Raw genomic sequence first — 21,836 nt, 5'->3', positions numbered from 1 at the left:
CTCCGTGCTGAAGGAGTAATGATGTTGAATGCACTTAGTGGGGCAACGTCGTCTACATTGGAGGGGCTACCCTTAATGAGAGAACGGACATGCTCACATCAAAAACTTTAATCTCATTGCTCGCTAGTGCCGCCCTTGTTACGGGCTCAATAAGTGCCGCGGCTGATCCCGGCAATGGAAAAGGGCAGGGCCATGGAAAGGGTAACTTCCAGAATATTCAAGGCCATGAAGCTGCGGGCGGCGGGTCGAAGGGAAAGGGTTCAGGGCACAATGACTGGGATGACGGACCGAGAGTTGATCGAAGCAGCGTCCTAAACGTACTAAACAGTTACCACAATTACTGGAGTCCAGGACCAGCACTGCCGCCTGGTATTCAGAAGAATTTGGCACGAGGAAAACCGCTCCCTCCTGGCATCGCGAAAAAGCTCGATGGGAGACTTCTGGGCCATCTTCCTCGCTACGATGGCTATGAGTGGCAGCAGGTCGGAACTGACTTAATTCTCGTTGCGATTGCTACCGGCATAATCTACGAGGTGCTGAATGGGGCACTGGATTAGTGGAGTCGCTCGCGCTCTGCCGGACGTGGGCGGCGATGCGTTTCATGCTCGATGTTGACCACGGCGGCGTGATCGTCCGAGACCAGGGTCCGGCACGTCCGCTCCAGGCATGCCCGCATGTTCTGGGGTTTGCGCGTGCTCATTGCCGCGTGCCTGCCTTGCTTGCCGCCCCGGCCTCGCAGGCATCGACAAAGCGCATCCCCGCCTTGTAACTGTAGGCGAAGCCTTGCACGGCGCCGGTGACGATCTCAACCACATCCCAGGTGCCGCCATGATCAGATGCCTGGTAGCGCGGACTCCCTTGGGCGACCTTGGCGAGAGCCTCTTCGCGTACCATTTGGCTGCGCTCGAGCAGAGCCGCGAGCAGGGCGCATTTCTCCGCGAAAGCGGGGTGCATTCCTGTCTGCATGGGGTGTTCCTCGTGGGAATCAGGCGTGGTAGTCGAATGACTTGGCTTTGCGTAGGACGCGGACCTGTGCGATCCGGCGGTCTGGTACTCGTCGATCGCGGCGCATGGGGCCGCTGTCGTCGGTGGCGGCCCGGCGCGGCACCTCAAGCTTGAACATAGCGGCGGCAATGCGCTTCTCGACACCGCTCTGGCTGATGCAGTAGTGCCGTACGATCTGCTTCGAGGTCATGCCCTGAGCAACATCGAGAACACACTCCAGCTCGCGGGGCGCAAGACTGCGCCCAAGGTAGCCCATCCAAGAGCCGCTTGTGATCGTGTCCATGGGTTATCTCGGTTTTGCACTTTCCAATGCCTTGCGCAGCTCGATGACGAGTGCGGTGGAAATGGTGATGGTGTGCTCTATGCGCAATCATGGTGGTGTCGTGCGCAGTAGCGCGGAGGGCATCCCGCAGCCATGGATGGATGAGCTCAACGACCAGATGGCGATGATCTCCGATCCAGAGGGGCGCTCTGCAGTGATGACGGAAATGGCCATTTCCGCTCATCGCCGACAGGACATTGGTGCTGGGGCGCTGGCCGAGATGCTGGAGCTCGCCGAGGCGGCCAGACTATGGGCTCATGCTGAGCGTGAAGCGGAGTGAGAATGACGCCAGCCAGGACGGCTGACAGTGTCGGCAGAACGCCGTAAGGGGGCTTTCCGGGTTAAGTCTCGGCGACTATCATGACGGCCGTATAGGAAAGTGACTTGCTGAGACAGGTGGCGATCCCTCAAAACTGCATGGAGCCGAGGTGGGTATGTATTATTCAGTGGGTGCGATCGCTGGCCTGGCAATTATTGGTATCGCTAGTTGAGTATTCATTCGATTTCGCCGCAGCCCGATCAAAGGTAAATGCCCAGTCTGCGAGAACGGATTAATTGTCGACCCTAGAGAGCATGACGCGCTCTCCTGCCCTTATTGCAGCGCCTTGATTCTGGTCGATGGGCGAAAGCTCACCGGGTCTTCGGTCAGCGTGAACCACTGATCGGATGGCTAGGCTTTCACTCGAGGTCGTTCGTGCTCCGCCCTCTAAAAATTTTGGAAATCGGTTCCAAAACTAAAACGGCGACCCTTGTAGAATGCGGGTTACAGCCCGGAAAAATCGATTCTTTTGGAACTGATTTGATTGTCTAGACCGCATGAGGCGGTGATTATTGGATCGGTTTGCAAATTCGTCTACGCCGGTTCGATCCGACCTCGGCCTCCACATTTGAAAGCCCCGCAGATTAACGTCTGCGGGGTTTTTCTTTATGGGGCCGGAAAGCCAAGAGTTCCGAAACAAAAGGTATGGGCGTGCGCTACACCGGACCTGCAACAGAAGGCCATATCGCGGCAGTTGAAAAAGGTTGTGAGGGAGGGAGATTGCGTCAGACCATGACTGCTGCCATGGCGTGGGGGCGGCAGCGCGCCCTGGATTGGATCACCGAGAGCTCTCTGCCTGCGCCTACCGGCCTTGAAGTTAAACCCTCTGGACGCAGGCCTTCAGGTACTTTCAGATAAGGATGCTGGAAAACGGAACGCTCTTGAAAAGACATCAGTCGTATCTCCATCGGAGGCGCATTTGAGGCGCACAATTGGAGAGAATGATGAGCCTTCAGTCCATAAGCCATAACCTGTACGAGCACACCTACCTTGGGTACCAGGCATCTATCTACGTGCTGTGGGAGGCTAGCCTTGATTTTCCCACCGGGATGCTGGTTGAAGTAGGGAGACCAGGCGCTACGGCGCGCACGATGCGTGTGAATCGGCCATTCTCCTCCCCGTTTGAAGCAGTTATCGAAGGAAAGGTAATGGTCGAACAGTACGTGCAGAGTCAGAACGGCTGAGCATGATTGACACGCACAGCTTTCAGGCTGCTGCTTTCGGCCGAGCCGCATTCAGGTGAAGGCCGTTAGCTCTCGCATCCCGCTCTCTCAGGTCCGCTAGATGGCATTACCAACCCTCGAGCCTCGAAGGCTCGGGGTTGGTCTGCGCTGAATGCCTTCTGCTACAAGCAGGTCAAACTAAGAAAGTCGTTCGACCAATGGCAATGCATTTACCTGGGGTCGAGCGAACAGAAATCCTTGCATCAAATCAATCCCCAATGCTGCCAATGCTTGGCACTCTGCATCTGTCTCAATCCCCTCGGCGATCAGCGTAATGCCCAGCCGTTCGGCTACCAGAACGATACCCGCGACGATGGCTTGCCGAACCGGATCCTGGCTGATTCTCCGCGTGAGTGCCATATCCAGCTTCAGTACGTCTGGCTGAAATTCTGCGAGGAGGTTCAAGCCTGAGTAACCCGAGCCGAAGTCATCTATCGCAGTGGTGAAGCCCTGTCGGCCGTATTCCTTGAAGATTGCTTTCAAGTGCTCGGTATCGTCGATCCGCTCACCCTCGGTCACTTCGAACATGAGCTGATTGGCAGGGAAGTCGAATGTCCGGGTGGCTTCCAGGGTAGCTCGGATACAGGTGCTGGCACGGTAGACGGCGTTGGGCAGAAAGTTGATGCTCAATTTACAGTCTGCATGCCGTCCCAGTCCTAGTGCCGCCGCTTGCTCGATGGCCTTCACTCGACAGGCCTGATCGAAACGGTACAGATTGTCGGGCGACACCTTGGCCAGGATTTGCGCAGCGCTTTCACCGCTTAGACCGCGAACCAATGCCTCATAGGCAAACGGCCTACCTGAAGGAACGTGAATGATGGGCTGGAAGGCCATCGTAATGTCGAAACCCAGGCTCGCAAGGTCGCGACATTGGGAGCAGCCAATCGCTAGAAAGGGCTGGGGGAAAACGGGCTTGCTCATGGGTTATCGCCGAGGTGCGTGGGTACGACTGTTGAGAATGCTTGAATCCACAGCAAGTTCCAATTTGTACCCATTCGCCCTGGCTCAGGGGCAGTCTGCCGTGAGCTGGCGTTAGGACGAACTGTGTTCTTACGGCGTCGGGCCTTCGGGGGTTTATTTGTGGGCTAGAAACCTGTTTCTTGTACATGGTCTTCGCTGGCGTACAAGATTCAGGGCCGCCTGTCAGACTGCGACGGATTTTGACGCCAATTTTATGAATGTCGCCGGAGGCAGCGCTAATGTGGGTACGTCACCTACATTAACGCGTATGTCGAAGGAGGCCGGCATGATTATCAGAGGAGAGGTGTTTTGGGGCTGGGCCGACCCGACCCTGCATCACCGCGATCACGTAGAGGCGCTGGATGACGGAACCGTGATCGATGTTCAGGCGAGGCTGTCTCGAATAGGGGGCACGCAGCTTTTCATCGGCGTTTACTCGTCTTCAGGCGCCAGGCTTCTTGAAGAGGCCTACGATGAACGTCCTGGAGAGTCGATGACCCGCGCTCTTGCGTGGGGTGTGGGACGCGCCAGGAGGATTGCGATGGAGGGGGCGCCCAGGAAGATTGCAGCCAGGGCATAACCCTTGAGGTTAACCACGAAGCCCAGCTCCGCGCTGGGCTTTTTGCATCTGGCGACACTACGCCCCCACAGTGCTCTCTCAAAGGGGGGATACATGAAATACTGCTCGCATTGCTAGTTATACCCGGCGTGGTTGGATGCTCATCGCCGGATGCATTGAGCAAACCCGGCTAGGTACGCTTTCCGAGCATCGACGATCCTTGCCTCACCGCAACCACTGGGGCTTGCAACCGATGTCCTGCACACCTCCCAACGCGATCTACGCCAAGCGCTTCGAAGCGGTGCTCACCCATATCCAGGCCAATCTCGAAGGTGACCTGTCGGTGAACACCCTGAGCGAGATCGCGAACTTCTCGACCTTTCACTTCCATCGGCAGTTCACTGCGTACGTCGGCGTGCCCGTCGCGCGATACGTGCAGCTGATGCGACTGCGTCGGGCTGGTCAACGACTGGCGGGGGATGACAGCCATTCAGTGCTGGACGCCGCGTTGGACGCCGGCTTCGAAAGCCCCGAGGCGTTCAGCCGTGCGTTTCGCCGGGCCTTTGGCATGTCACCGAGCACCTTTCGCCAGGCGCCGAGCTGGCAGCTGTGGAATGCGGTATTTGCCATTCCTCATTTTTCCAGGAGTATCGTCATGCAAGTTCGGATCGTGGACTTTGTCGAGGTCAAGGTGGTAGCGCTGGAGCACCATGGTGCACCGGCATTGCTGGACCAGACCGTCGGGCGCTTCATCGATTGGCGCAAGCGCACGGGCCAGTCGCCGGTGGAGAGCAGTCGCACATTCGGCATCCCATATGGCAACCCCGACACCACACCAGCGCAGGATTTTCGCTTTGCCATCTGTGGCGAGATCAATCAGCCGCTGGTGCCTGATGACGAAGCGGTCCGAGAGCTCATCATCCCTGCCGGGCGTTGTGCGGTGGTGCGTCATGTCGGCTCGCCGCATGCCATTGGCGAGACTATCTATCCGGTCTATCGCGACTGGTTGCCGGGCAGTGGTGAGGAACTACGCGACCATCCGCTGTACTTCGAATACCTGAGCGTGTATCCGCAGACGCCGCTTGAGCAATGGCAGACGGATATCTACATCCCCCTGCGTTGAGCGCTGATCAATAGGTGGCGGTGATCGCCAGCGCCAGTTGTCGGTCGCTCATGAAGGGTGGTGTGGCGCTGGCGCGGTATTCACGGCGTGCCTGTTCGAAGCGAGCTCCGCGAATGGCGCCGTCGGAGCCGATGAAGGCGAGTGCGTCGACGCAGAAAAAGAAAAACCCGCCATTTGGGCGGGTTCAAGAACGTATCGAAGCCTGGTCACTATGCCCCTGTGAATGTCAGCATTTCGTGAAAGGCATGTCGACAGACTGTTTCTAGATGTGGCTGAGTTCGAGTCGGCTGATCACGCACACCGAGCCGTCTTCGGCGGCGGTGGAGTCGCTGTAGTCCACCTGGTTATACACGCCGCCATGGAAATTGAAGGCGCGGACGTTCCAGCTCTGGGCCATCTGCAGGACGCCAGTGCTGCCCGTACGGCCGTTGCAGGTGGCGCTGACCGTTGCCGCACCGGCGCTGGTGACGTCGATGCTGATCTCGAACGGGGTGTTCAGCGGCACGTCGGTCAGTACGTTGCTACTCAGCGGCGTGAGTTGGTTGAAGTCCTGGCGAAACCCCAGGGTGATCTTGCCCTTGTTCCAGAACACCTTGATCACAGGGCTGTCGTCGTCCTTGACGTGCATCTGCGAAATCACCACTTTTTGCGCCGAATTGACCTTTTCCAGGGTCATGCGCTGATGATTGCTGTGGCGGGTAGCGCTGGTCAGGGACCAATAGCGTGCTTCCTTCCACTCGCAGCGGGTGCGGTGGGTGCTCTTGCTCGAAGCGCCGCGGGTCGGAGCGCTCATGCGGATCGAGCCGTCGCTGAGGCGGGCGATTACCTGGGTGAGGGTGGCCAGGGCCTGGGCCCCGGTCAGTTCCAGCGCCACCGGATTGCTGGGTGACTTGGGCACGGGCGTGGTGATGATGAGGTTTTCCATGTTCACGGCCATTGCTGTTCTCCTTGCAAAAAAGACAGGTCCTACACCTAGTGCGAACCTGGAGGAGCGGCGCAAGTTTCAGCTGATCCATGAGCGGCAAAAAAAGCCCGCCATGGCGGCGGGCAAGACGTTCTGAAGGGAGCAGCGCAAGATTACGGCTTGCGCAGTTAAGCGAGCATTAACCCGGTTCAATGATTGACCGCGACTTCCGATAAGCCTATACAGGCCCCCCAACACGGAGCTGCGCGATGCACGAAGAAGACGATCTCCCCGAACCTGAGCACGATCACTTGCTCGATCACGAATTTCTCTACGAGGACTTCGACCCTGAGGCCGATGCCCAGGGCGCCGAGGATGAGATCGAGGAAGACGAGGCGCTACAGGATGATCTCGACGATGACGAGCAAGACCATCCCGCCTGGCATGACCACCCTGACGACTGAGTCAGCGCCGGTCCAGCGAGAAGCGTCCGGCGCCTGTCACAGCCAATAGCAGCAGGCCGCCGATGATGCTCATGTTCTTGAAGAACTGGGTCATGTTGGCTGCGCGCGCAGGCTCGACCATGTTCCAGAACGGGTGGCCGATCAGCGCCGTGCCGAGCACGAACAGGGCGAACAGCAAAGCCAGTGGTCGGGTGTAGAAACCGAGTATCAGGAGGATGGCTACGAAGAACTCCATGATCACTGCGACCGCCGCCGCGACCGTCGGGGCTGGGGCGCCCAGGGATCCGAGGTAGCCCACGGTGCCTTCGAAGCCGGTCAGTTTGCTCCAGCCAGAGAGGACGAAGAGGATCATCAAGAGGATGCGCGCCAGAAGGATGATGGCATCGCGTTGACCGTCGAAGAGGGTGTAGCGCATGTCTATGCTCCGGTGGACAGTGTCAGAATCCACTCTAGCAGGTGCGCAAGCCTTTGCTGCACGAACGAAAAAGGCGCCTGTTCAGGCGCCTTTGACGAGGAATATGGTGCGAGTGGTGGGACTCGAACCCACAAGGCTTGCGCCGACAGATTTTAAGTCTGCTGTGTATACCAATTCCACCACACTCGCACACTTGACCGGGTCACCGGGACCGGCACGCTTCAATGCTGAAGGGCCATACAATCAAGCGCGCTTTATAACCCATCGTTATAGGTGAGTCAACCGCGCTGCCCGTTCAGGGGCGGATCAGCTGGGCGATTTCGCGCATGTCATCAGCGCTGTGGCGAAGGTCCTGCACCTGTTCGCCCATGGCGGTGGCATCGTCCTGATGCACCGAGTGGCACAGAAAACGGGTATGGCCATCGAGTGCCTGGCACAGGTGGTCGATCTGCCGGGCGGTGTGGCGCAGGTCGTCCTGCAGGCCCAGCAGACGGAAATTGATGGCCATATAGGTTCCATGACAGGTGAGGGGCTGGGGTACTATAGGGTAATCCCCGGCTTGCTGTCATTGCGCCATATATCGGACACTGATGCCGTGCACTAAGCTCATCTACAGTTCCTCTTGTCGTGCTCGTGGAGCCCGCATGGTTTCGACCGATCGTCCCGCCCCGCCGCTCATGACTGCCAATCGCTATGAACAGCTGGTGCAGGCGGTGGTGGACTACGCCATCTACATGCTCGATCCGACCGGTCGCGTCGTTTCCTGGAACCCAGGGGCCGAGCGGATCAAGGGCTATTGTGCCGACGAGGTGATCGGTCGGCATTTCTCGTTGTTCTTCACGCCACAGGATTGCGCCGACGGTCGTCCGGCACGCCTGCTGCGCCAGGCGCTGGAGCAGGGCGTGGCGCAGGACGAAGGTTGGCGAGTGCGCAAGGACGGTACGCAGTTCTGGGCCCTGGCGGCGCTGGATGTGGTGCGTGATGAGCATGGCGAGATCATCGGCTTGGCCAAGGTAACCCGCGATATCACGGATCGACGTGAGTCGGCGTTGCAGCTCGACACGATGCGAGCGCAGCTGTTCCAGGCGCAGAAGCTCGAGGCCTTGGGGCAACTGACTGGTGGCCTGGCCCATGACTTCAACAACCTGCTGACCATCATCCTCAGCTCGGCGCGCCTGGCGCGGGCCAGTGGCGATCCGCAGCGGATAGAGCGCTTGCTCGAACACATCCTCGAGGCTGGGCAGCGTGGCTCGCAATTGACAGGCCAGTTGCTCAGCTTCGCTCGCCACCGGCAACTGAACGTCAGCACCATCTCCCCTGACGAGTTGGTTGCGTCCACCCGCAGCCTGGTGCAGCACGCCTTGCCTGACGGCATCGACCTCATCGCGCAGGTGGCGCCAGAGGTGCCGACGATCGAGGTGGATGCGGGGCAGTTGCAGATGGTCTTGCTCAACCTGCTGTTCAATGCCCGTGATGCCATCAGCGGCAAGGGGACGATCGGCCTGGACGTGACAGTCGTTGAACTGGCGGGTGAGGTAGAGGCGCTGCACGGGCGCTTCCTGCGTTTCGATGTGCAGGACAGCGGCCACGGGATCGATGCGCAGGTGCTGCCGCGAATCTTCGAACCTTTTTTCACCACCAAGGCTTTTGGTAAGGGAACCGGGCTGGGGTTGAGTCAGGTCTATGGTTTTGCCAAGCAGAGCAATGGTGCGATCTGCGTAGCAAGTTCGGTCGGTGAGGGCACGCGCATGAGCCTTTACCTGCCGGTTTCATCGAAAGTGCCCGAACCCTGAGACACAAGGTGGACAGTACGTCATGGTAGAAACACTCAAGCGACTGGCGACCGGTATCGAGGGCCTGGATGCGCTGCTCAAGGGCGGCCTGGTAGCCGGATCCTCGTACATCGTCCAGGGGCCGCCCGGGGCGGGCAAGACCATCCTCGCCAACCAGTTGGCCTGCGGCCATGTGCGTGACGGCGGGCGTGTGTTGGTCGCGACTTTGCTCAGCGAGTCCCATGAGCGCCTGTTCAAGTACCTCTCGACCCTGGAGTTCTTCGATCAGACGCTGGTGGGCGACCAGATTCAGTTCGTCAGTGCCTTCGATACGTTGCAGGACGAAGGGCTGGAAGCGGTGGTGCGTCTGTTGCGCCAGGAGATCGCCAGGCAGCAGGCCAGCTTGTTGATCGTCGATGGCCTGCTCAATGCTCGGGCGCGGGCCGAAACCAGTCTCGATACCAAGAAATTTGTCGCCGAACTGCAAGGGCACGCGGCATTTGCCGGCTGCACGGTGTTGCTGTTGACCAGCGCTCGCCTCGATGAGGGCAGCCCGGAGCACACCATGGTCGATGGCGTCATCGAGTTGGGTGAACAGCTCGAGGGCAGCCGCGCAGTGCGTCATATACAGTTGCGCAAAACCCGAGGCAGCGGTGCACTGTCGGGGGTTCATGAATGCCTGATCAACGAGGCAGGGCTGCAGGTCTATCCGCGCCTGGAGGCGTTGTACAGCCACCCGAGCAACCTGGGTTCTGACACCTTGGTGCGTATCACCACAGGTGTGAAAGCGTTGGACGGGATGCTCGATGGTGGTCTGGCCGAAGGGTCGGTGAGCCTGCTCATGGGGCCGTCGGGAGCGGGCAAGTCATCCCTTGGGCTCGGCTTTCTTGCAGCGGCTACGCCTGAGGCGCCGGCGCTGCATTTTGGTTTCTACGAGCCGCCTGCCCGCCTGAGGTTGAAGGCTGCCTCGCTGGGCTACGACTTTGCCGAAATGGAACGCCAGGGTGCCTTGCAGCTCAGCTGGCAACCGACCACCGAGGGCTTGCTCGATCAGGTTGGCGCACGCTTGCTCGCGCAGGTACAGGCGTTGGGGGCGAGGCGTGTGGTGATCGACAGCCTGGGCGCCTTCGCTCGACTCGCTTTCGATCAGGCGCGGCTCAACGGTTTCTTCCGAGCCCTGACCGGCGAGCTGCGCGCACGGGGTGTCAGTGTGATGCTGACCTGGGAGATGCGCGACCTGTTCGGCTCGGAAATCACGTCACCGGCACCGGACCTGTCGAGCATCGTCGACAACCTGTTCCTGATGCGTTTCGTCGAACTGGAGTCGCAGCTGCGGCGTGTGTTGTCGATTCTCAAGGTCCGTGACAGCCACTATGATCCGGCACTCCACGAGCTGGCTATCGGCGCCGATGGCATTACCCTGCGCAACGCATTCGCGGGGGCCAGCGGTGTGCTGTCGGGCACGGCCGTACCCCAGGGGGACCGCTGACGGTACCTGGCAATGAACAGCATCCTGATCGTCGATGATGAATACCTGATCGCCGACATCCTCGGATTCGCCCTGGAGGATGAGGGTTTTCTGGTAGAAAAGGCCAGCAATGGGCGCAAGGCGCTGGAGGCCCTGAGAGAGAAGCGGGTTGACCTGGTGATCACCGACTACATGATGCCGGTGCTCAATGGCGAGGAGCTGGCCAGGGCGATCCGCAATGAGCTGCAGCTGCCCGATCTGCCGGTCATTCTCATGAGCGGCGCGCAGGCCTACGAGGGGCACAGGCTAACGGAACTGTTCAGCGCGGTGTTCGACAAACCGTTCGACATGGACCGCATGATCGCCAAGGTCCGCGAACTGTTGAGTCCCTGAGCCGCAGGCGGAATCCCGCGGGGACGTGCCGTGCGATCAAGCGCGTCCGTGCGGCTTGAGGCGAAGGGTGGTCAGTATTGGTCGTCGGCTTTCTCCGGAGCGGGGTTGCCGGCCTGGATGCGCTTGAAAATCTCTTCACGATGGACCTGGACATCCTTGGGCGCATCGATGCCGATCCTCACTTGCATCCCCTTGACGCCCAGAATGGTGACTTTGATGTCATCGTTGATGACGATGCTTTCGCCAACCTTGCGGGTGAGTATCAGCATGTAGTTCTCCTTGGTGATGTAGAAATCCGTGGGGCTATGTGCCGCAGCGGTGGGAGCCTGTCCCTCTTCCTTCTCATTAAAGACGCTTTCGGAAGATATTAATTCCTGAGCGAACAAAATCTGTTGGCGGTCTTCAGTTGCAGGTGCCGACATCAACCGGGTCAGATCAATCGGCGAAGGTGCTCGGTGGCAAGGATAGGGGGCCGGAGCGAATATGGGAAATTTCTCTGCTTTATGTTGTAAATAGCTCTGGTCAATGAAACTTCACAGCGCTTCGAGTGCCTGCAGAAAACGCAACAGGGCCACCTCTTCCTGCTCCAGGCCTTTGCGTGCCCGCACTCGCGGAAGTTCGGCAAGGCGGCCCAGGTGGAAGTGCTCGAGCAGCGCTGGATGGATGTAGCAGCGTCGGCACACCGCCGGCGTGTTGCCCAGGCGCGTTGCAACCTCGCGGACGATGGCCGCGACCTGGCGCTTGGCCTCGGCCTCAGGCTGCCAGGCCAGCGGACGCAGCAGGCTCAGGGCCAGTGCGCTGCCGCCCCAGGTGCGGTAGTCCTTGGCGGTGAAGTCGGCACCGGTCAGTTGCTGGAGGAACAGGTTGATGTCACTGGAGCCGATGCGATGGCGCTGGCCGTCCTCGTCCAGGTACTGGAAGAGTTCCTGGCCAGGCAGCTCCATGCAGCGCTTGAGCAGTTGCGCCAGGCGCCGGTCGCGCACGGTGATGCTGTGCTCGACGCCGCGCTTGCCGCGAAACTGGAAGCGAATGGTGTTGCCCCTGACTTCGACATGTCGGTTGCGCAGGGTGGTCAGTCCGTAGGACTGGTTGTCGCGCAGGTATTGACGGTTGCCGATGCGGATCAGCGTGTTGTCGAGCAGGCTGACCACCAGTGCCATGACCTTTTCCCGGTCCATCCCGGGGCGTGCCAGGTGCTGGTCCAGGTGCTGGCGCAGCCCTGGCAACGCTTGCGCGAAGGCCAGCATGCGCCCGTACTTGTGCTCGTCGCGTAGCGTGCGCCACTCGCTGTGGTAGCGGTACTGCTTGCGCCCACGGGCATCGCGACCGGTGGCTTGCAGGTGGCCTTGTGGGTCGAGGCAGATCCACACATCGGTATAGGCGGGCGGGATGACCAGCGCCGCGATACGCGCCAGCGTCTCCGTGTCGCGCACGCGCTCGCCATCAGGGCTGAGGTAGATGAAGCGCCCACGCCAAAGGCGTCGGCTCAGGCCGGGCTGGGTGTCGTCGACATAGTGCAGGGTGCGGGGCAGGGTGATCTCGGGCATGGCGCAGTCCATCGACCAGTTGTCATCTGTGGACAACGACAGTGCCTGAGTTGCTCAGGCCAACAGCGCCACCGACTTGATCTGCGCCCACAGCATCTGGCCCGGCTGCAGGCCGAGCTGGTCTGCCGAGTACCGGGTGATGCGCGCGAGCAAGGCGCTGCCGGCAGCGTCGAGGCTGACCAGCACGTGCGCCGGGTTGTCGGCCGGGCGACATTCACGCACGGTCACCGGCAAACGGTTGAGGATGCTCGAGGTGCCGTCGTGGGCGAGGGTCAGGCTGACATCTCGGGCGTGTACCTTGAGGCGCAGGGTGCTGCCGACATGCAGGTCGGGATGGGCGATGCGCAGCAGCGCACCGTCGCTGCCCGGCAAGCGCAGGTCGAACAGTCCATAGTCGGGTTGGTGGCCGATCACCACACCTTCGAGCACCACACCCGCTTCCTCGCTCTGCGCCAGTGAGAGATCGAGGCGCGCGAGCGTCTGGCCGATCGGGCCGCTGGCCATGACCTTGCCCTGCTCCAGCAGTACCAGATGATCGGCCAGGCGTGCGACCTCGTCCTGGGAGTGGCTGACATACACCACAGGGATGTCGAGCTCGTCGTGCAAGCGTTCGAGGTAGGGCAGGATCTCGCGCTTGCGCGGGCCGTCCAGGGCGGCCAGGGGCTCATCCATCAGCAGGAGCCGGGGGCTGCTGAGCAGGGCGCGAGCGATGCCGACACGCTGCGCTTCGCCGCCGGAGAGGGTGATGGGCTTGCGTTCGAGCAAGTGCCCGATCCCCAGCAACTGGCAGGCCTGGTCCAGTCCGACCTTGCGTTCGCTGGCCGAGACCCGCCGCCAGCCGAATTCCAGATTGCCGCGCACCGAGAGGTGCGCAAACAGGCTGGCCTCCTGGAACACATAACCCACCGGGCGTCGATGCGGGGCGAGGAAAGTGCCGTGGCGACTGTCTTCCCAAACCTCGCCGTTGATCTCGATGTAGGCTTCGCTGGCGCGTTCCAGGCCGGCCAGGCAGCGCAGGCAGGAAGTCTTGCCTGAGCCTGAATGGCCGAACAGGGCGCTGATCCCGCGGCCCGGCAGGTCGAGGTCGACGTCCAGGGTGAAGTCGTCGCGCGCCAGTTTCAGGCGTGCGTGCATGCGTGAACTCATCTCAGCTCCAGCCAGCCTTGCCACGGCGGCCGGCATAGAGCATCAGCAGCACCAGGAAGGAGAACACCAGCATCGCACCGGCCAGCCAGTGCGCTTGCGAATAGGCCATGGCTTCGACGTGATCGAAGATCTGCACCGAAACCACGCGGGTCTTGTCGGGGATGTTGCCACCGATCATCAGTACCACACCGAACTCGCCGACGGTATGGGCAAAGCCGAGGATGCTGGCAGTGATGAAGCCCGGCCTGGCCAGCGGCAGCACCACGTGGATGAAGGTGTCCCAAGGACTGGCCCGCAGCGTTGCGGCCACTTCCAGCGGGCGCTGGCCGATGGCGCTGAAGGCGTTCTGCAGGGGCTGGACCACGAACGGCATGGAGTACACCACCGAGCCGATCACCAGCCCTGTAAAGCTGAACACCACGGTGCCTAGCCCCAGCGCCTGGGTGGCCTGACCAAGCCAGCCGTGGGGGCCGAGCGCGATCAGCAGGTAGAAACCGATCACGGTCGGTGGCAGCACCAGGGGCAGTGCCACGACTGCCCCGACGGGCCCGCGCAGCCATGAGCGGGTGCGTGCCAGCCACCAGGCGATGGGCGTGCCCACCACCAGCAGGATCAGTGTGGTCAGGCTGGCCAGTTTGACGGTCAGCCAGATCGCCCCCAGGTCACTGGCGTCGAGTGGCATCAGATTTCATAGCCGTAGGACTTGATCACCGCAGCGGCTTTCGGACCCTTGAGGTACTCGACCAAGGCCTTGGCCGCCGGATTATCCTTGCCTTTGTTGAGAATCACCGCGTCCTGGCGAATCGGGTCGTGCAGGCTGGACGGGACGATCCACGCCGAACCGTTTTCGACCTTGCCATCCTTGTAGATCTGCGACAGGGCGACGAAGCCCAGTTCGGCGTTGCCGGTGGAGACGAACTGGAAGGCCTGAGTGATGTTCTGCCCTTCCACGATCTTGCCCTTGGTGGCTTCGGTCAGCTTGAGTTTGTCCAGCACCTGGGTCGCGGCCAGGCCGTAGGGCGCGGCCTTGGGGTTGGCGATGGACAGGTGCTGGAAGTCGTTCTTCTTCAACACCTCACCCTTGTCGTCGACATAACCGGGCTTGGCGGACCACAGGGCGAGGGTGCCGATGGCGTAGGTGAAGCGCGAGCCTTCGACGATTTCCTTTTCCTGCTCAAGTTTGGCAGGGGTGCTGTCGTCGGCGGCGAGGAACACTTCGAACGGCGCGCCGTTCTTGATCTGCGCGTAGAACTGTCCGGTGGCGCCAAAGGCTGCGACCAGCTTGTGTCCGGTGTCTTTCTCGAAGTCCTTGGCGATCGCCTGGATCGGCGCGGTAAAGTTGGCTGCCACGGCCACCTGAACTTCATCGGCCCAGGCGCTATTGAGGGAAATCAGGCTGGCCAGGGCGCTGACGGCCAGGTGGGGCAGGCGAATACGCATGAAACGGGCTCCTCGGAGGTTATCGTTATATTGCGAAATATATAGCGATAAACCGTTCGCGGGGAAGAGGTGAAATCATGGCAGGGTGCTATCGGGACGCCAGGCCTGTATCGGCGGTGCAGGCACCCAGGGCGGCGGCGGGCACGCCCTGAGCGCTATGGCTGTTGGATTACAACGCCTTGCTGACTTGAATGTCGCTGATTTTCTCGGCGTCTTCGCCGTGGATCTTGCGCAACGCTTCCAGGGCTTGTTCCTGAGAGGCATCGGGCATCACGGCAAAGTCCCAGCGGCGCTGGCCGTCGAGCTTGTACTTGATCACGTATTTGAGGTTCTGGGTCATGGCAGGGCTTATCCGAGTTTCGACGACGAGCGACGGATGATCTTGATCTTGTGGGTGAAGGTCGGCTTGCGCGTCACCGAGATCGGGCGGGCGGTCACGGTATCGAGCGTGATGTTCCAGAAACCGGTGCTGGGGACGGTGATTTTCGCCGGGAAGCGTTCGAACAGGCCGCCGTGGTAAGTGTGGCGACCGCCGTTCTTGAAGCTGCGGAAGTTGGCGTCGTTCATCAGGCGGATGTTGCAGCGCTGGGAGCACTCGATAACGACGATGTCATCCTCGTTGAGGTGCTCGCGCTGGTGGACGAATTTCATGTGGGGCTCCGCGAGGTTGGGATTCTGCAAATGCCCAAGATACCACGATGTCAGGGTACACTGGCGGGCTGCACGGCCGGGCCAGGGAGAAATCTGCCAAAGCAGGGAGCAAAACCGCCCGGACGTTGTCGAACGATTTCTTTGATTGGCAGAGGTGCAACGGATGAAGTGGGTGATGGCGGCGGCGACGCTGGTACTGGGTGGTTGCGTCAGTGTCTCGGAGCTGGAGCAGTCGCGAGAGACGCTGGATGTGATCTCCGGCAAGACGCCGCGTGAGTATGCCGATTGTGTCAAGCAGAAGCTGGGCGATAGCCGTGATCCGCTGGTGGAAGAGGCGCGTGGCGATGGCCTGCGCCTGATCGTGCCGCAGAAGCTCAGTGCCGGTGTCGGCCCGGCAGCGCTTGTCGATGTCGACAAGCGTGGCAGTGGCAGTGCCATCAAGCTGCATGAACGCTTGAACAACTTCCCTCTGCGTCTGGGTGATGTGCGCTCCGCAGCGACCCAGTGCATCTCCGGTTCTTGATCCAGCGCAAGCAATACGTCGTTAGACGCCCGATCAATACCTTATGACTTGTAGGGACATTGTTCCGCTTTAGTTATCCGGACTAGTATCCATTTCCTTATGTCTTTTAAGACTAAGCTTATAACAAGGAAATGGAGTGTCCCTGATGAACCCGATGAGTCGCGTCATGATCGGCAGTCTGCTGATCCTGGCCTGGCCCGCGGCGCATGCCGTCGATGGCCAGAAAATCTTCACCCAGGGCGGGCAGAATCCCGCCGCCATGGCCTGTCTCGGTTGCCATGGCCCGGACGGCAAAGGTATCGCCGCCGCTGGTTTTCCCCGCCTGTCCGGCTTGTCCGCCGGATACCTGAGCAAGCAACTCGAGGACTTTCGCTCGGGCAGCCGCAAGCAGCCGGTCATGGAGCCGCTTGCCAAGGCGCTGAGCGACGAGGAGATCCGCTCGGTCAGCGCTTGGCTGGCCGAGCAGCCTTCCGACCCGGTTACGGGTTCGCGCCGTCAGCAAATGGCCAGCGATCCGATCGAACGCCTGGCCTTGTATGGCGACTGGAGCCGGCAGATTCCCGGTTGTGTGCAGTGCCATGGCCCAGGTGGTGCGGGGGTTGGCGAGCACTTTCCGCCACTGGCCGGACAACCGGCGGCTTACCTGGTTGCGCAGCTCAATGCCTGGCGCGACGGTAGCAGGCGTAACGACCCTAACCAACTGATGGTCGGTGTGGCCAAGGCCATGACCGATGCCGAGGTGACGGCAATCGCCGACTACTTCGCCCACGCCGCCCGCCAGGAGGTCGCACCATGAAAAAAATCCTGATCGCAGCATTGTGGCTCGGCGCAGGCGTCGCCCAGGCGGCGCAGATCGCCATGCAAGACCAGTCGCAGCTCAAGGTGCCCGGCAGCCAGGCCACTCCGCTATTCGTGCCTCCTGCAGAAAGCGAGTTGCCGGACAACGCGTTCGGCCAGATGGTCCGCCAGGGGCATGCGCTGTTCGTCGATACTCGCCGCTTGATGCCTGAGGCTGTCGGCAATGGCATGAACTGTAGCAACTGCCATCTCGACCAAGGCCGCATGGCCCACTCCGCTCCGCTGTGGGGCGCCTACCCGATGTATCCCGCCTATCGCAAGAAAAACGACAAGGTCAACACGTACGCCGAACGTATCCAAGGCTGTTTCCAGTTCAGCATGAACGGCAAGCCACCGGCGGCCGACAGCCCGCAGATGACCGCGCTCAGCGTCTATGCCTACTGGCTGGCGACCGGCACTCGCACAGGCGTGGAGACGCCCGGTCGCGGTTATCCTGAGGTGCCGCAACCCAAGGACGGCTACGACTTCAAGCGTGGCGAGCAGGTGTACAGCGAGCAATGCGCGATCTGTCACGGCGGCAAGGGCGAGGGGCAGAAAGTTGCAGGTGAGTACGTCATGCCGCCGTTGTGGGGGCGCGATGCCTATAACTGGGGGGCCGGGATGCACCGGATCAACACCGCCGCGTCCTTCATCAAGCACAACATGCCACTGGGCAAGCCAGGCAGCCTGAGTGACCAGCAGGCGTGGGATGTCGCGGCATGGATCAACCGCCACGAACGCCCGCAGGATCCGCGCCTGGTAGAGGGCTCCATCGAGAAGACGCGGGTGAAGTTCCATGCCAACGATGGCGTCAACCTGTATGGGCAAAAGGTCGAGGGTGTATTGATCGGGCAGGGCACGGGCGGCTGAATACCGGGCACCTGTCATATTCCCGCCGCGTCGCTGTCACGGCCCTGCAATCGCCTGCAGGTTGCAATGTCGTATCTTCCTGAAGGAGTGCGGCCATGGAACTCTGTGTGATCGGGGCGGGGTACGTGGGGCTGGTCACGGCGGCCTGTTTCGCGCAAATGGGCAATCGCGTGGTCTGTCTGGAGCATGACCGCGCGCGCCTGGCCCAGTTGCGTCAGGGACAGTGTCCGATCTACGAGCCCGGGCTTGCTGCGCTCGTGCAGGAGGGGCTGCACAGTGGCCTGTTGAGTTTCACCGAGCACTGGGATCATGCGTTGGCGCGGGTCGATGTGGCGTTCATCGCCGTGGGCACGCCCAGCCATGAAGACGGCTCGGCGGACCTGCAGCATGTGCTGGCGGTGGCCGACAGCCTCGGGCGGCACCTGCTGCGCCCAGCCCTGGTGGTGAACAAGTCGACCGTGCCGGTGGGCACGGCCGAGCGGGTTGCCTGCCAGGTCAACAGCGGCTTGCGCGCACGCGGGGCCAGTTTCACGGTGTCGGTGGCGAGCAATCCGGAGTTTCTCAAGGAGGGCAGCGCCGTCGAGGACTTCATGCGCCCTCAGCGGATCATCATCGGCACCGACAGTGACGCCGCCACTCAATGCTTGCAGCGCCTGTATGCGCCCTTTGTACGTAACCGGGAGCGCGTGCTGGTCATGAGCCCGCGCGCCGCCGAATTCAGCAAGTATGCCGCCAATGCCTTCCTTGCCACCAAGATTTCCTTCGTCAACGAGCTGGCCGGCCTGTGCGCCGAGCTGGACGTGGATATCGAACAGGTGCGTCGCGGGATCGGCAGCGACCGGCGCATCGGCAGCGATTTCATCTACGCAGGCTGCGGCTATGGCGGCTCATGCTTTCCAAAGGACGTGCGTGCGCTGATCCACACAGCCGAGCAGCATGGCTACCAGCCGGCGATCCTGCGCGCGGTCCAGGCGCGCAACGCGCAGCAGAAGACCTTGTTGTTCCAGGCACTGCAGCAGCATTTCGGGGGGAGCATGGGCGGATGCAATGTGGCGTTGTGGGGCCTGGCGTTCAAGCCTGGCACCGACGACCTGCGCGAGGCACCCAGCCTGGTGCTGCTCGACGCCCTGCTGGCGGCAGGGGCACGGGTGCGGGCCTGTGACCCGGCGGCGCTGGAGGGGGCCGCGGCGGCTTATCCGCAGGCGCTGGCCAGTGGTCAATTGCAGTTGGGGGATGATCCCTATGCCTGTGTGGAGGGCGCGGATGCACTGGTACTGGTGACCGAATGGAAGCAGTTCCGCCAGCCGGATTTTCGTCGGATCAGGGGCCTGATGCGTAAGCCGGTGCTGTTCGACGGGCGTAATATTTACGATCCATCGGAACTATCTACACTGGGTTATCTCTATCATGGCATCGGTCGGCCGCAGGTGGGGCATTGTAAGGTGACTGCCGCCTGATTAGACTGCGCCGAATACCACAGGCCCAGCCCTTGTTTAAGGATGTATATGATCAAAAAATGCTTGTTCCCGGCAGCCGGTTACGGCACCCGCTTCCTGCCCGCTACCAAAGCCATGCCCAAGGAAATGCTGCCGGTGGTGAACAAGCCACTGATCCAGTATGGCGTTGAAGAGGCCTTGGACGCCGGTCTGAACGAGATCTCCATTGTCACCGGGCGCGGCAAGCGCGCGCTGGAAGACCATTTCGACATCAGCTATGAGCTGGAAAATCAGATCAAGGGCACCGACAAGGAAAAATACCTGGTCGGTATCCGCCGCCTGCTCGACGAGTGCTCGTTCTCCTATACCCGCCAGACTGAAATGAAAGGCCTGGGCCACGCCATCCTCACCGGTCGCCCCCTGATCGGTGACGAGCCGTTCGCCGTGGTGCTGGCGGATGACCTGTGCGTCAACCCTGAAGGTGACGGTGTACTGACGCAGATGGTCAAGCTGTTCAATCAGTTCCGCTGCTCGATCGTTGCCATCCAGGAAGTCGATCCGCAGGAAACCAACAAGTACGGCGTGATTGCTGGCGACATGATCCGCGACGACATCTTCCGCGTGACCAACATGGTCGAGAAGCCCAAGCCTGAAGATGCGCCGTCGAACCTGGCGATCATTGGCCGCTACATCCTGACCCCGGACATCTTCGATATCATCGCCAACACCGAGCCGGGCAAAGGCGGGGAGATCCAGATCACCGACGCCCTGATGCAGCAGGCACAGAATGGTTGTGTCATTGCCTACAAGTTCAAGGGCAAGCGTTTCGACTGCGGCGGCGCCGAAGGCTATATCGACGCCACCAACTTCTGCTTCGAGAACTACTACAAGACCGGCAAGGCCTACTGAGTCCGAGCCAGCGCTGCAGCGTCACTTTTCTTGCTGTCTGACGCTTGCAGCGCGTCACGAAAAGAGCCACCCTCGGGTGGCTTTTTTTGTGGAGTCTGGAAAGTGGCCTACGATTTTGATCTGTTCGTGATTGGTGCCGGTTCCGGCGGTGTACGCGCGGCGCGCTTCGCCGCGGGGTTCGGGGCGAAGGTGGCGGTGGCCGAGAGTCGTTATCTGGGCGGCACCTGCGTCAACGTCGGCTGTGTGCCGAAGAAGTTGCTGGTGTACGGTGCACACGTCGCCGATGAGCTGGAGCAGGCGGCCGGCTACGGCTGGACCCTCGAAGAAGGTCACTTCGACTGGGGCACCCTGATCGCCAACAAGAACCGTGAGATCGAGCGTCTCAACGGCATCTACCGCAACCTGCTGGTCAACAGCGGCGTCACCTTGCTGCAAGGTCATGCGCGCATGACCGGTGCCCATGAGGTTGAGGTAGAAGGTCAGCGCTACAGCGCGGCGAACATCCTCATCGCCACGGGCGGCTGGCCACAGGTGCCTGACATCCCTGGCAAGGAACTGGCGATCACCTCGAACGAGGCGTTCTACCTCAAGGAGCTGCCACGCCGGGTGCTGGTGGTCGGTGGTGGCTACATTGCCGTCGAATTCGCCGGCATCTTCCAGGGCCTGGGCGCCGATACCACCTTGCTGTATCGCGGCGACCTGTTCCTGCGCGGCTTCGATGGTTCGGTACGTACCCACCTGAAGGAGGAACTGGAAAAGCGCGGTCTGGACCTGCAGTTCAACGCTGATATCCAGCGTATTGACCAACAGGCCGATGGCAGCCTCAAGGCGACGCTCAAGGATGGTCGGGAGTTGATCGCCGACTGTGTGTTCTACGCCACCGGTCGTCGTCCGATGCTCGACAATCTGGGGCTGGAGAACACCGGCGTGGAGCTCGACGAGCGCGGTTACATCCGGGTCGACGACCTGTACCGTACCACCGAGCCTTCGGTGTTCGCCTTGGGCGATGTAATCGGTCGTGTCCAGCTCACACCGGTCGCTCTGGCTGAAGGCATGGCGGTAGCCCGTCACCTGTTCAAGCCTGAGCAGTACCGTTCGGTGGACTATCAGAACATCCCCACGGCGGTGTTCAGCCAGCCGCCGATCGGCACCGTCGGCCTGACCGAAGAGCAGGCACTGGCTGCCGGCCACAAGATCCAGATCTTCGAGAGCCGCTTCCGCGCCATGAAGCTGACCCTCACCGACCTGCAGGAAAAGACCCTGATGAAGCTGGTGGTCGATGCCGAGACCGACAAGGTCCTGGGTTGCCATATGGTGGGGCCGGATGCAGGCGAGATCATCCAGGGGCTGGGTATCGCACTCAAGGCAGGCGCCACAAAGCAGCAGTTTGACGAGACTATCGGCGTACATCCGACCGCCGCTGAGGAATTCGTCACGATGCGGACTGTAACTCGTTAGTAGTTCGCAGCATTCTCCGGGCCTCGAAGCATGAGGTCTGGGGATTGTTCCCACAATCGCATGGTAGAGAATCCTACCGCTGTCATGGTTGT

At 61.0% G+C, this 21,836-nt stretch carries 28 protein-coding genes, 1 tRNA gene and 1 pseudogene; 15 read left to right on the top strand and 15 right to left on the bottom strand.

Features of this window, described 5'->3' with window-relative positions; translation table 11 throughout:
- Positions 1-89: 89 nt before the first annotated feature.
- Positions 90-557, top strand: coding sequence for an anti-virulence regulator CigR family protein (locus ACMGGG_RS14125; protein WP_081255267.1), 468 nt, complete (start codon positions 90-92; stop codon positions 555-557).
- Between the two features lie 139 nt (positions 558-696).
- On the opposite strand, the gene ACMGGG_RS14120 is transcribed toward ACMGGG_RS14125, so the two are convergent.
- Together ACMGGG_RS14120 and ACMGGG_RS14115 are read right to left on the bottom strand one after the other, a co-directional pair.
- Complete coding sequence (locus tag ACMGGG_RS14120; protein WP_063545352.1) at positions 697-966, bottom strand: hypothetical protein; 270 nt, start codon at positions 964-966, stop codon at positions 697-699.
- A 19-nt stretch (positions 967-985) separates the two neighbouring features.
- Positions 986-1,288 (bottom strand): LuxR C-terminal-related transcriptional regulator, encoded by a 303-nt coding sequence (locus ACMGGG_RS14115; protein WP_063545351.1) that lies wholly within the window; start codon positions 1,286-1,288, stop codon positions 986-988.
- Between ACMGGG_RS14115 and ACMGGG_RS14110 the strand changes: the two genes are divergently transcribed.
- Positions 1,275-1,607, top strand: coding sequence for a hypothetical protein (locus ACMGGG_RS14110; protein ID WP_231100248.1), 333 nt, complete (start codon positions 1,275-1,277; stop codon positions 1,605-1,607). The two genes, ACMGGG_RS14115 and ACMGGG_RS14110, sit on opposite strands and share 14 nt — an antisense overlap.
- Before the next feature lie 1,400 nt (positions 1,608-3,007).
- On the opposite strand, the gene ACMGGG_RS14105 is transcribed toward ACMGGG_RS14110, so the two are convergent.
- Positions 3,008-3,790, bottom strand: coding sequence for an EAL domain-containing protein (locus ACMGGG_RS14105; RefSeq protein WP_372822506.1), 783 nt, complete (start codon positions 3,788-3,790; stop codon positions 3,008-3,010).
- 325 nt (positions 3,791-4,115) lie between these two features.
- Between ACMGGG_RS14105 and ACMGGG_RS14100 the strand changes: the two genes are divergently transcribed.
- Together ACMGGG_RS14100 and ACMGGG_RS14095 are read left to right on the top strand one after the other, a co-directional pair.
- Complete coding sequence (locus tag ACMGGG_RS14100) at positions 4,116-4,409, top strand: hypothetical protein (RefSeq protein ID WP_054892102.1); 294 nt, start codon at positions 4,116-4,118, stop codon at positions 4,407-4,409.
- 232 nt (positions 4,410-4,641) lie between these two features.
- Positions 4,642-5,511, top strand: coding sequence for an AraC family transcriptional regulator (locus tag ACMGGG_RS14095; protein WP_065862473.1), 870 nt, complete (start codon positions 4,642-4,644; stop codon positions 5,509-5,511).
- Between the two features lie 7 nt (positions 5,512-5,518).
- Here the strand turns inward: ACMGGG_RS14095 and ACMGGG_RS14090 are convergent.
- Positions 5,519-5,647, bottom strand: a pseudogene (locus ACMGGG_RS14090) (DUF2388 domain-containing protein); the annotation flags it as partial.
- A gap of 126 nt (positions 5,648-5,773) precedes the next feature.
- Complete coding sequence (locus tag ACMGGG_RS14085) at positions 5,774-6,448, bottom strand: polysaccharide lyase family 7 protein (protein WP_054892099.1); 675 nt, start codon at positions 6,446-6,448, stop codon at positions 5,774-5,776.
- On the opposite strand from ACMGGG_RS14085, the gene ACMGGG_RS14080 reads away from it, so the two are divergent.
- Entirely contained in the window at positions 6,435-6,572 is a 138-nt protein-coding gene (locus tag ACMGGG_RS14080) for a hypothetical protein (RefSeq protein WP_153774860.1), read from the top strand. The genes ACMGGG_RS14085 and ACMGGG_RS14080 overlap by 14 nt on opposite strands.
- A 112-nt stretch (positions 6,573-6,684) precedes the next feature.
- Entirely contained in the window at positions 6,685-6,879 is a 195-nt protein-coding gene (locus ACMGGG_RS14075) for a hypothetical protein (protein ID WP_054892098.1), read from the top strand.
- A 1-nt stretch (position 6,880) separates the two neighbouring features.
- Here the strand turns inward: ACMGGG_RS14075 and ACMGGG_RS14070 are convergent, their stop codons facing one another.
- The 3 genes from ACMGGG_RS14070 to ACMGGG_RS14060 all read right to left on the bottom strand — a co-directional run bounded on the left by ACMGGG_RS14070 (position 6,881) and on the right by ACMGGG_RS14060 (position 7,802).
- Positions 6,881-7,294, bottom strand: coding sequence for a DoxX family protein (locus ACMGGG_RS14070; protein ID WP_054892097.1), 414 nt, complete (start codon positions 7,292-7,294; stop codon positions 6,881-6,883).
- A gap of 104 nt (positions 7,295-7,398) precedes the next feature.
- Positions 7,399-7,483, bottom strand: a tRNA-Leu gene (locus tag ACMGGG_RS14065).
- Positions 7,484-7,589: 106 nt separating this feature from the next.
- Positions 7,590-7,802: a hypothetical protein gene (locus ACMGGG_RS14060; RefSeq protein WP_112898588.1), complete on the bottom strand. Its 213-nt coding sequence runs from the start codon at positions 7,800-7,802 to the stop codon at positions 7,590-7,592.
- A 136-nt stretch (positions 7,803-7,938) separates the two neighbouring features.
- On the opposite strand from ACMGGG_RS14060, the gene ACMGGG_RS14055 reads away from it, so the two are divergent.
- Genes ACMGGG_RS14055 through ACMGGG_RS14045 form a run of 3 tightly spaced genes read left to right on the top strand, consistent with a single transcriptional unit; the run spans position 7,939 to position 10,927 of the window.
- The gene (locus tag ACMGGG_RS14055; protein WP_414155706.1) at positions 7,939-9,087 is read left to right on the top strand and encodes a two-component system sensor histidine kinase NtrB; all 1,149 of its coding nucleotides are present in this window, start codon (positions 7,939-7,941) and stop codon (positions 9,085-9,087) included.
- A gap of 22 nt (positions 9,088-9,109) precedes the next feature.
- A complete protein-coding gene (locus tag ACMGGG_RS14050; RefSeq protein WP_063545338.1) occupies positions 9,110-10,555 on the top strand; it encodes an ATPase domain-containing protein in 1,446 nt (481 codons plus the stop codon).
- A gap of 12 nt (positions 10,556-10,567) precedes the next feature.
- Positions 10,568-10,927, top strand: coding sequence for a response regulator (locus ACMGGG_RS14045; RefSeq protein ID WP_054892093.1), 360 nt, complete (start codon positions 10,568-10,570; stop codon positions 10,925-10,927).
- Positions 10,928-10,998: 71 nt separating this feature from the next.
- Here the strand turns inward: ACMGGG_RS14045 and csrA are convergent, their stop codons facing one another.
- The 7 genes from csrA to ACMGGG_RS14010 all read right to left on the bottom strand — a co-directional run bounded on the left by csrA (position 10,999) and on the right by ACMGGG_RS14010 (position 15,711).
- On the bottom strand, positions 10,999-11,196 hold the full coding sequence (gene csrA, locus ACMGGG_RS14040; RefSeq protein ID WP_054892092.1) for a carbon storage regulator CsrA: 198 nt from the start codon (positions 11,194-11,196) through the stop codon (positions 10,999-11,001).
- 264 nt (positions 11,197-11,460) lie between these two features.
- Positions 11,461-12,474, bottom strand: a complete 1,014-nt coding sequence (locus tag ACMGGG_RS14035) for a DNA topoisomerase IB (protein ID WP_063545337.1) — start codon at positions 12,472-12,474, stop codon at positions 11,461-11,463.
- Positions 12,475-12,528: 54 nt separating this feature from the next.
- On the bottom strand, positions 12,529-13,620 hold the full coding sequence (modC, locus tag ACMGGG_RS14030) for a molybdenum ABC transporter ATP-binding protein (RefSeq protein ID WP_054892090.1): 1,092 nt from the start codon (positions 13,618-13,620) through the stop codon (positions 12,529-12,531).
- A 1-nt stretch (position 13,621) separates the two neighbouring features.
- The gene (gene modB, locus ACMGGG_RS14025) at positions 13,622-14,302 is read right to left on the bottom strand and encodes a molybdate ABC transporter permease subunit (protein ID WP_063545336.1); all 681 of its coding nucleotides are present in this window, start codon (positions 14,300-14,302) and stop codon (positions 13,622-13,624) included.
- Positions 14,302-15,060, bottom strand: a complete 759-nt coding sequence (gene modA / locus ACMGGG_RS14020) for a molybdate ABC transporter substrate-binding protein (protein WP_414155705.1) — start codon at positions 15,058-15,060, stop codon at positions 14,302-14,304. The genes modB and modA overlap by 1 nt, the downstream gene beginning before the upstream one ends.
- Positions 15,061-15,229: 169 nt before the next feature.
- A complete protein-coding gene (locus ACMGGG_RS14015; protein WP_172964765.1) occupies positions 15,230-15,400 on the bottom strand; it encodes a hypothetical protein in 171 nt (56 codons plus the stop codon).
- A gap of 8 nt (positions 15,401-15,408) precedes the next feature.
- Positions 15,409-15,711: a DUF1883 domain-containing protein gene (locus ACMGGG_RS14010; RefSeq protein ID WP_054892087.1), complete on the bottom strand. Its 303-nt coding sequence runs from the start codon at positions 15,709-15,711 to the stop codon at positions 15,409-15,411.
- Positions 15,712-15,874: 163 nt separating this feature from the next.
- On the opposite strand from ACMGGG_RS14010, the gene ACMGGG_RS14005 reads away from it, so the two are divergent.
- The 6 genes from ACMGGG_RS14005 (at position 15,875) to gorA (ending at position 21,744) form a co-directional block, all read left to right on the top strand.
- A complete protein-coding gene (locus ACMGGG_RS14005) occupies positions 15,875-16,234 on the top strand; it encodes a hypothetical protein (protein ID WP_054892086.1) in 360 nt (119 codons plus the stop codon).
- A gap of 145 nt (positions 16,235-16,379) precedes the next feature.
- Positions 16,380-17,030, top strand: coding sequence for a c-type cytochrome (locus tag ACMGGG_RS14000; RefSeq protein WP_414155704.1), 651 nt, complete (start codon positions 16,380-16,382; stop codon positions 17,028-17,030).
- Positions 17,027-17,941, top strand: coding sequence for a c-type cytochrome (locus ACMGGG_RS13995; RefSeq protein ID WP_414155703.1), 915 nt, complete (start codon positions 17,027-17,029; stop codon positions 17,939-17,941). The genes ACMGGG_RS14000 and ACMGGG_RS13995 overlap by 4 nt, the downstream gene beginning before the upstream one ends.
- A gap of 95 nt (positions 17,942-18,036) precedes the next feature.
- Entirely contained in the window at positions 18,037-19,398 is a 1,362-nt protein-coding gene (locus tag ACMGGG_RS13990; RefSeq protein WP_414155702.1) for a UDP-glucose dehydrogenase family protein, read from the top strand.
- A gap of 48 nt (positions 19,399-19,446) precedes the next feature.
- Positions 19,447-20,286 (top strand): UTP--glucose-1-phosphate uridylyltransferase GalU, encoded by an 840-nt coding sequence (gene galU / locus ACMGGG_RS13985; RefSeq protein WP_063545331.1) that lies wholly within the window; start codon positions 19,447-19,449, stop codon positions 20,284-20,286.
- Positions 20,287-20,388: 102 nt separating this feature from the next.
- The gene (gene gorA, locus ACMGGG_RS13980; RefSeq protein WP_153774852.1) at positions 20,389-21,744 is read left to right on the top strand and encodes a glutathione-disulfide reductase; all 1,356 of its coding nucleotides are present in this window, start codon (positions 20,389-20,391) and stop codon (positions 21,742-21,744) included.
- Positions 21,745-21,836 lie beyond the last annotated feature (92 nt).

This window comes from Pseudomonas sp. BNK-44-b (assembly GCF_047456245.1).
Taxonomy (GTDB): Bacteria; Pseudomonadota; Gammaproteobacteria; order Pseudomonadales; family Pseudomonadaceae; genus Aquipseudomonas; species Aquipseudomonas machongensis.
Note: the sequence above shows the minus strand (reverse complement) of the source record. Positions and strands in the feature narration are given on the sequence as shown.

Coding starts and splice junctions, on each gene's coding strand:
- modA (WP_414155705.1), bottom strand. CDS start 15,060: ATGCGTATTCGCCTGCCCCACCTGGCCGTCAGCGCCCTGGCCAGCCTG.
- ACMGGG_RS13990 (WP_414155702.1), top strand. CDS start 18,037: ATGGAACTCTGTGTGATCGGGGCGGGGTACGTGGGGCTGGTCACGGCG.
- ACMGGG_RS14000 (WP_414155704.1), top strand. CDS start 16,380: ATGAACCCGATGAGTCGCGTCATGATCGGCAGTCTGCTGATCCTGGCC.
- ACMGGG_RS14005 (WP_054892086.1), top strand. CDS start 15,875: ATGAAGTGGGTGATGGCGGCGGCGACGCTGGTACTGGGTGGTTGCGTC.
- ACMGGG_RS14055 (WP_414155706.1), top strand. CDS start 7,939: ATGGTTTCGACCGATCGTCCCGCCCCGCCGCTCATGACTGCCAATCGC.
- ACMGGG_RS14035 (WP_063545337.1), bottom strand. CDS start 12,474: ATGCCCGAGATCACCCTGCCCCGCACCCTGCACTATGTCGACGACACC.
- galU (WP_063545331.1), top strand. CDS start 19,447: ATGATCAAAAAATGCTTGTTCCCGGCAGCCGGTTACGGCACCCGCTTC.
- ACMGGG_RS14120 (WP_063545352.1), bottom strand. CDS start 966: ATGCAGACAGGAATGCACCCCGCTTTCGCGGAGAAATGCGCCCTGCTC.
- ACMGGG_RS13995 (WP_414155703.1), top strand. CDS start 17,027: ATGAAAAAAATCCTGATCGCAGCATTGTGGCTCGGCGCAGGCGTCGCC.
- ACMGGG_RS14060 (WP_112898588.1), bottom strand. CDS start 7,802: ATGGCCATCAATTTCCGTCTGCTGGGCCTGCAGGACGACCTGCGCCAC.
- ACMGGG_RS14105 (WP_372822506.1), bottom strand. CDS start 3,790: ATGAGCAAGCCCGTTTTCCCCCAGCCCTTTCTAGCGATTGGCTGCTCC.
- ACMGGG_RS14070 (WP_054892097.1), bottom strand. CDS start 7,294: ATGCGCTACACCCTCTTCGACGGTCAACGCGATGCCATCATCCTTCTG.
- ACMGGG_RS14045 (WP_054892093.1), top strand. CDS start 10,568: ATGAACAGCATCCTGATCGTCGATGATGAATACCTGATCGCCGACATC.
- modB (WP_063545336.1), bottom strand. CDS start 14,302: ATGCCACTCGACGCCAGTGACCTGGGGGCGATCTGGCTGACCGTCAAA.
- modC (WP_054892090.1), bottom strand. CDS start 13,620: ATGAGTTCACGCATGCACGCACGCCTGAAACTGGCGCGCGACGACTTC.
- ACMGGG_RS14100 (WP_054892102.1), top strand. CDS start 4,116: ATGATTATCAGAGGAGAGGTGTTTTGGGGCTGGGCCGACCCGACCCTG.
- ACMGGG_RS14125 (WP_081255267.1), top strand. CDS start 90: ATGCTCACATCAAAAACTTTAATCTCATTGCTCGCTAGTGCCGCCCTT.
- ACMGGG_RS14115 (WP_063545351.1), bottom strand. CDS start 1,288: ATGGACACGATCACAAGCGGCTCTTGGATGGGCTACCTTGGGCGCAGT.
- ACMGGG_RS14095 (WP_065862473.1), top strand. CDS start 4,642: ATGTCCTGCACACCTCCCAACGCGATCTACGCCAAGCGCTTCGAAGCG.
- ACMGGG_RS14015 (WP_172964765.1), bottom strand. CDS start 15,400: ATGACCCAGAACCTCAAATACGTGATCAAGTACAAGCTCGACGGCCAG.
- ACMGGG_RS14080 (WP_153774860.1), top strand. CDS start 6,435: ATGTTCACGGCCATTGCTGTTCTCCTTGCAAAAAAGACAGGTCCTACA.
- csrA (WP_054892092.1), bottom strand. CDS start 11,196: ATGCTGATACTCACCCGCAAGGTTGGCGAAAGCATCGTCATCAACGAT.
- ACMGGG_RS14010 (WP_054892087.1), bottom strand. CDS start 15,711: ATGAAATTCGTCCACCAGCGCGAGCACCTCAACGAGGATGACATCGTC.
- ACMGGG_RS14085 (WP_054892099.1), bottom strand. CDS start 6,448: ATGGCCGTGAACATGGAAAACCTCATCATCACCACGCCCGTGCCCAAG.
- ACMGGG_RS14050 (WP_063545338.1), top strand. CDS start 9,110: ATGGTAGAAACACTCAAGCGACTGGCGACCGGTATCGAGGGCCTGGAT.
- ACMGGG_RS14075 (WP_054892098.1), top strand. CDS start 6,685: ATGCACGAAGAAGACGATCTCCCCGAACCTGAGCACGATCACTTGCTC.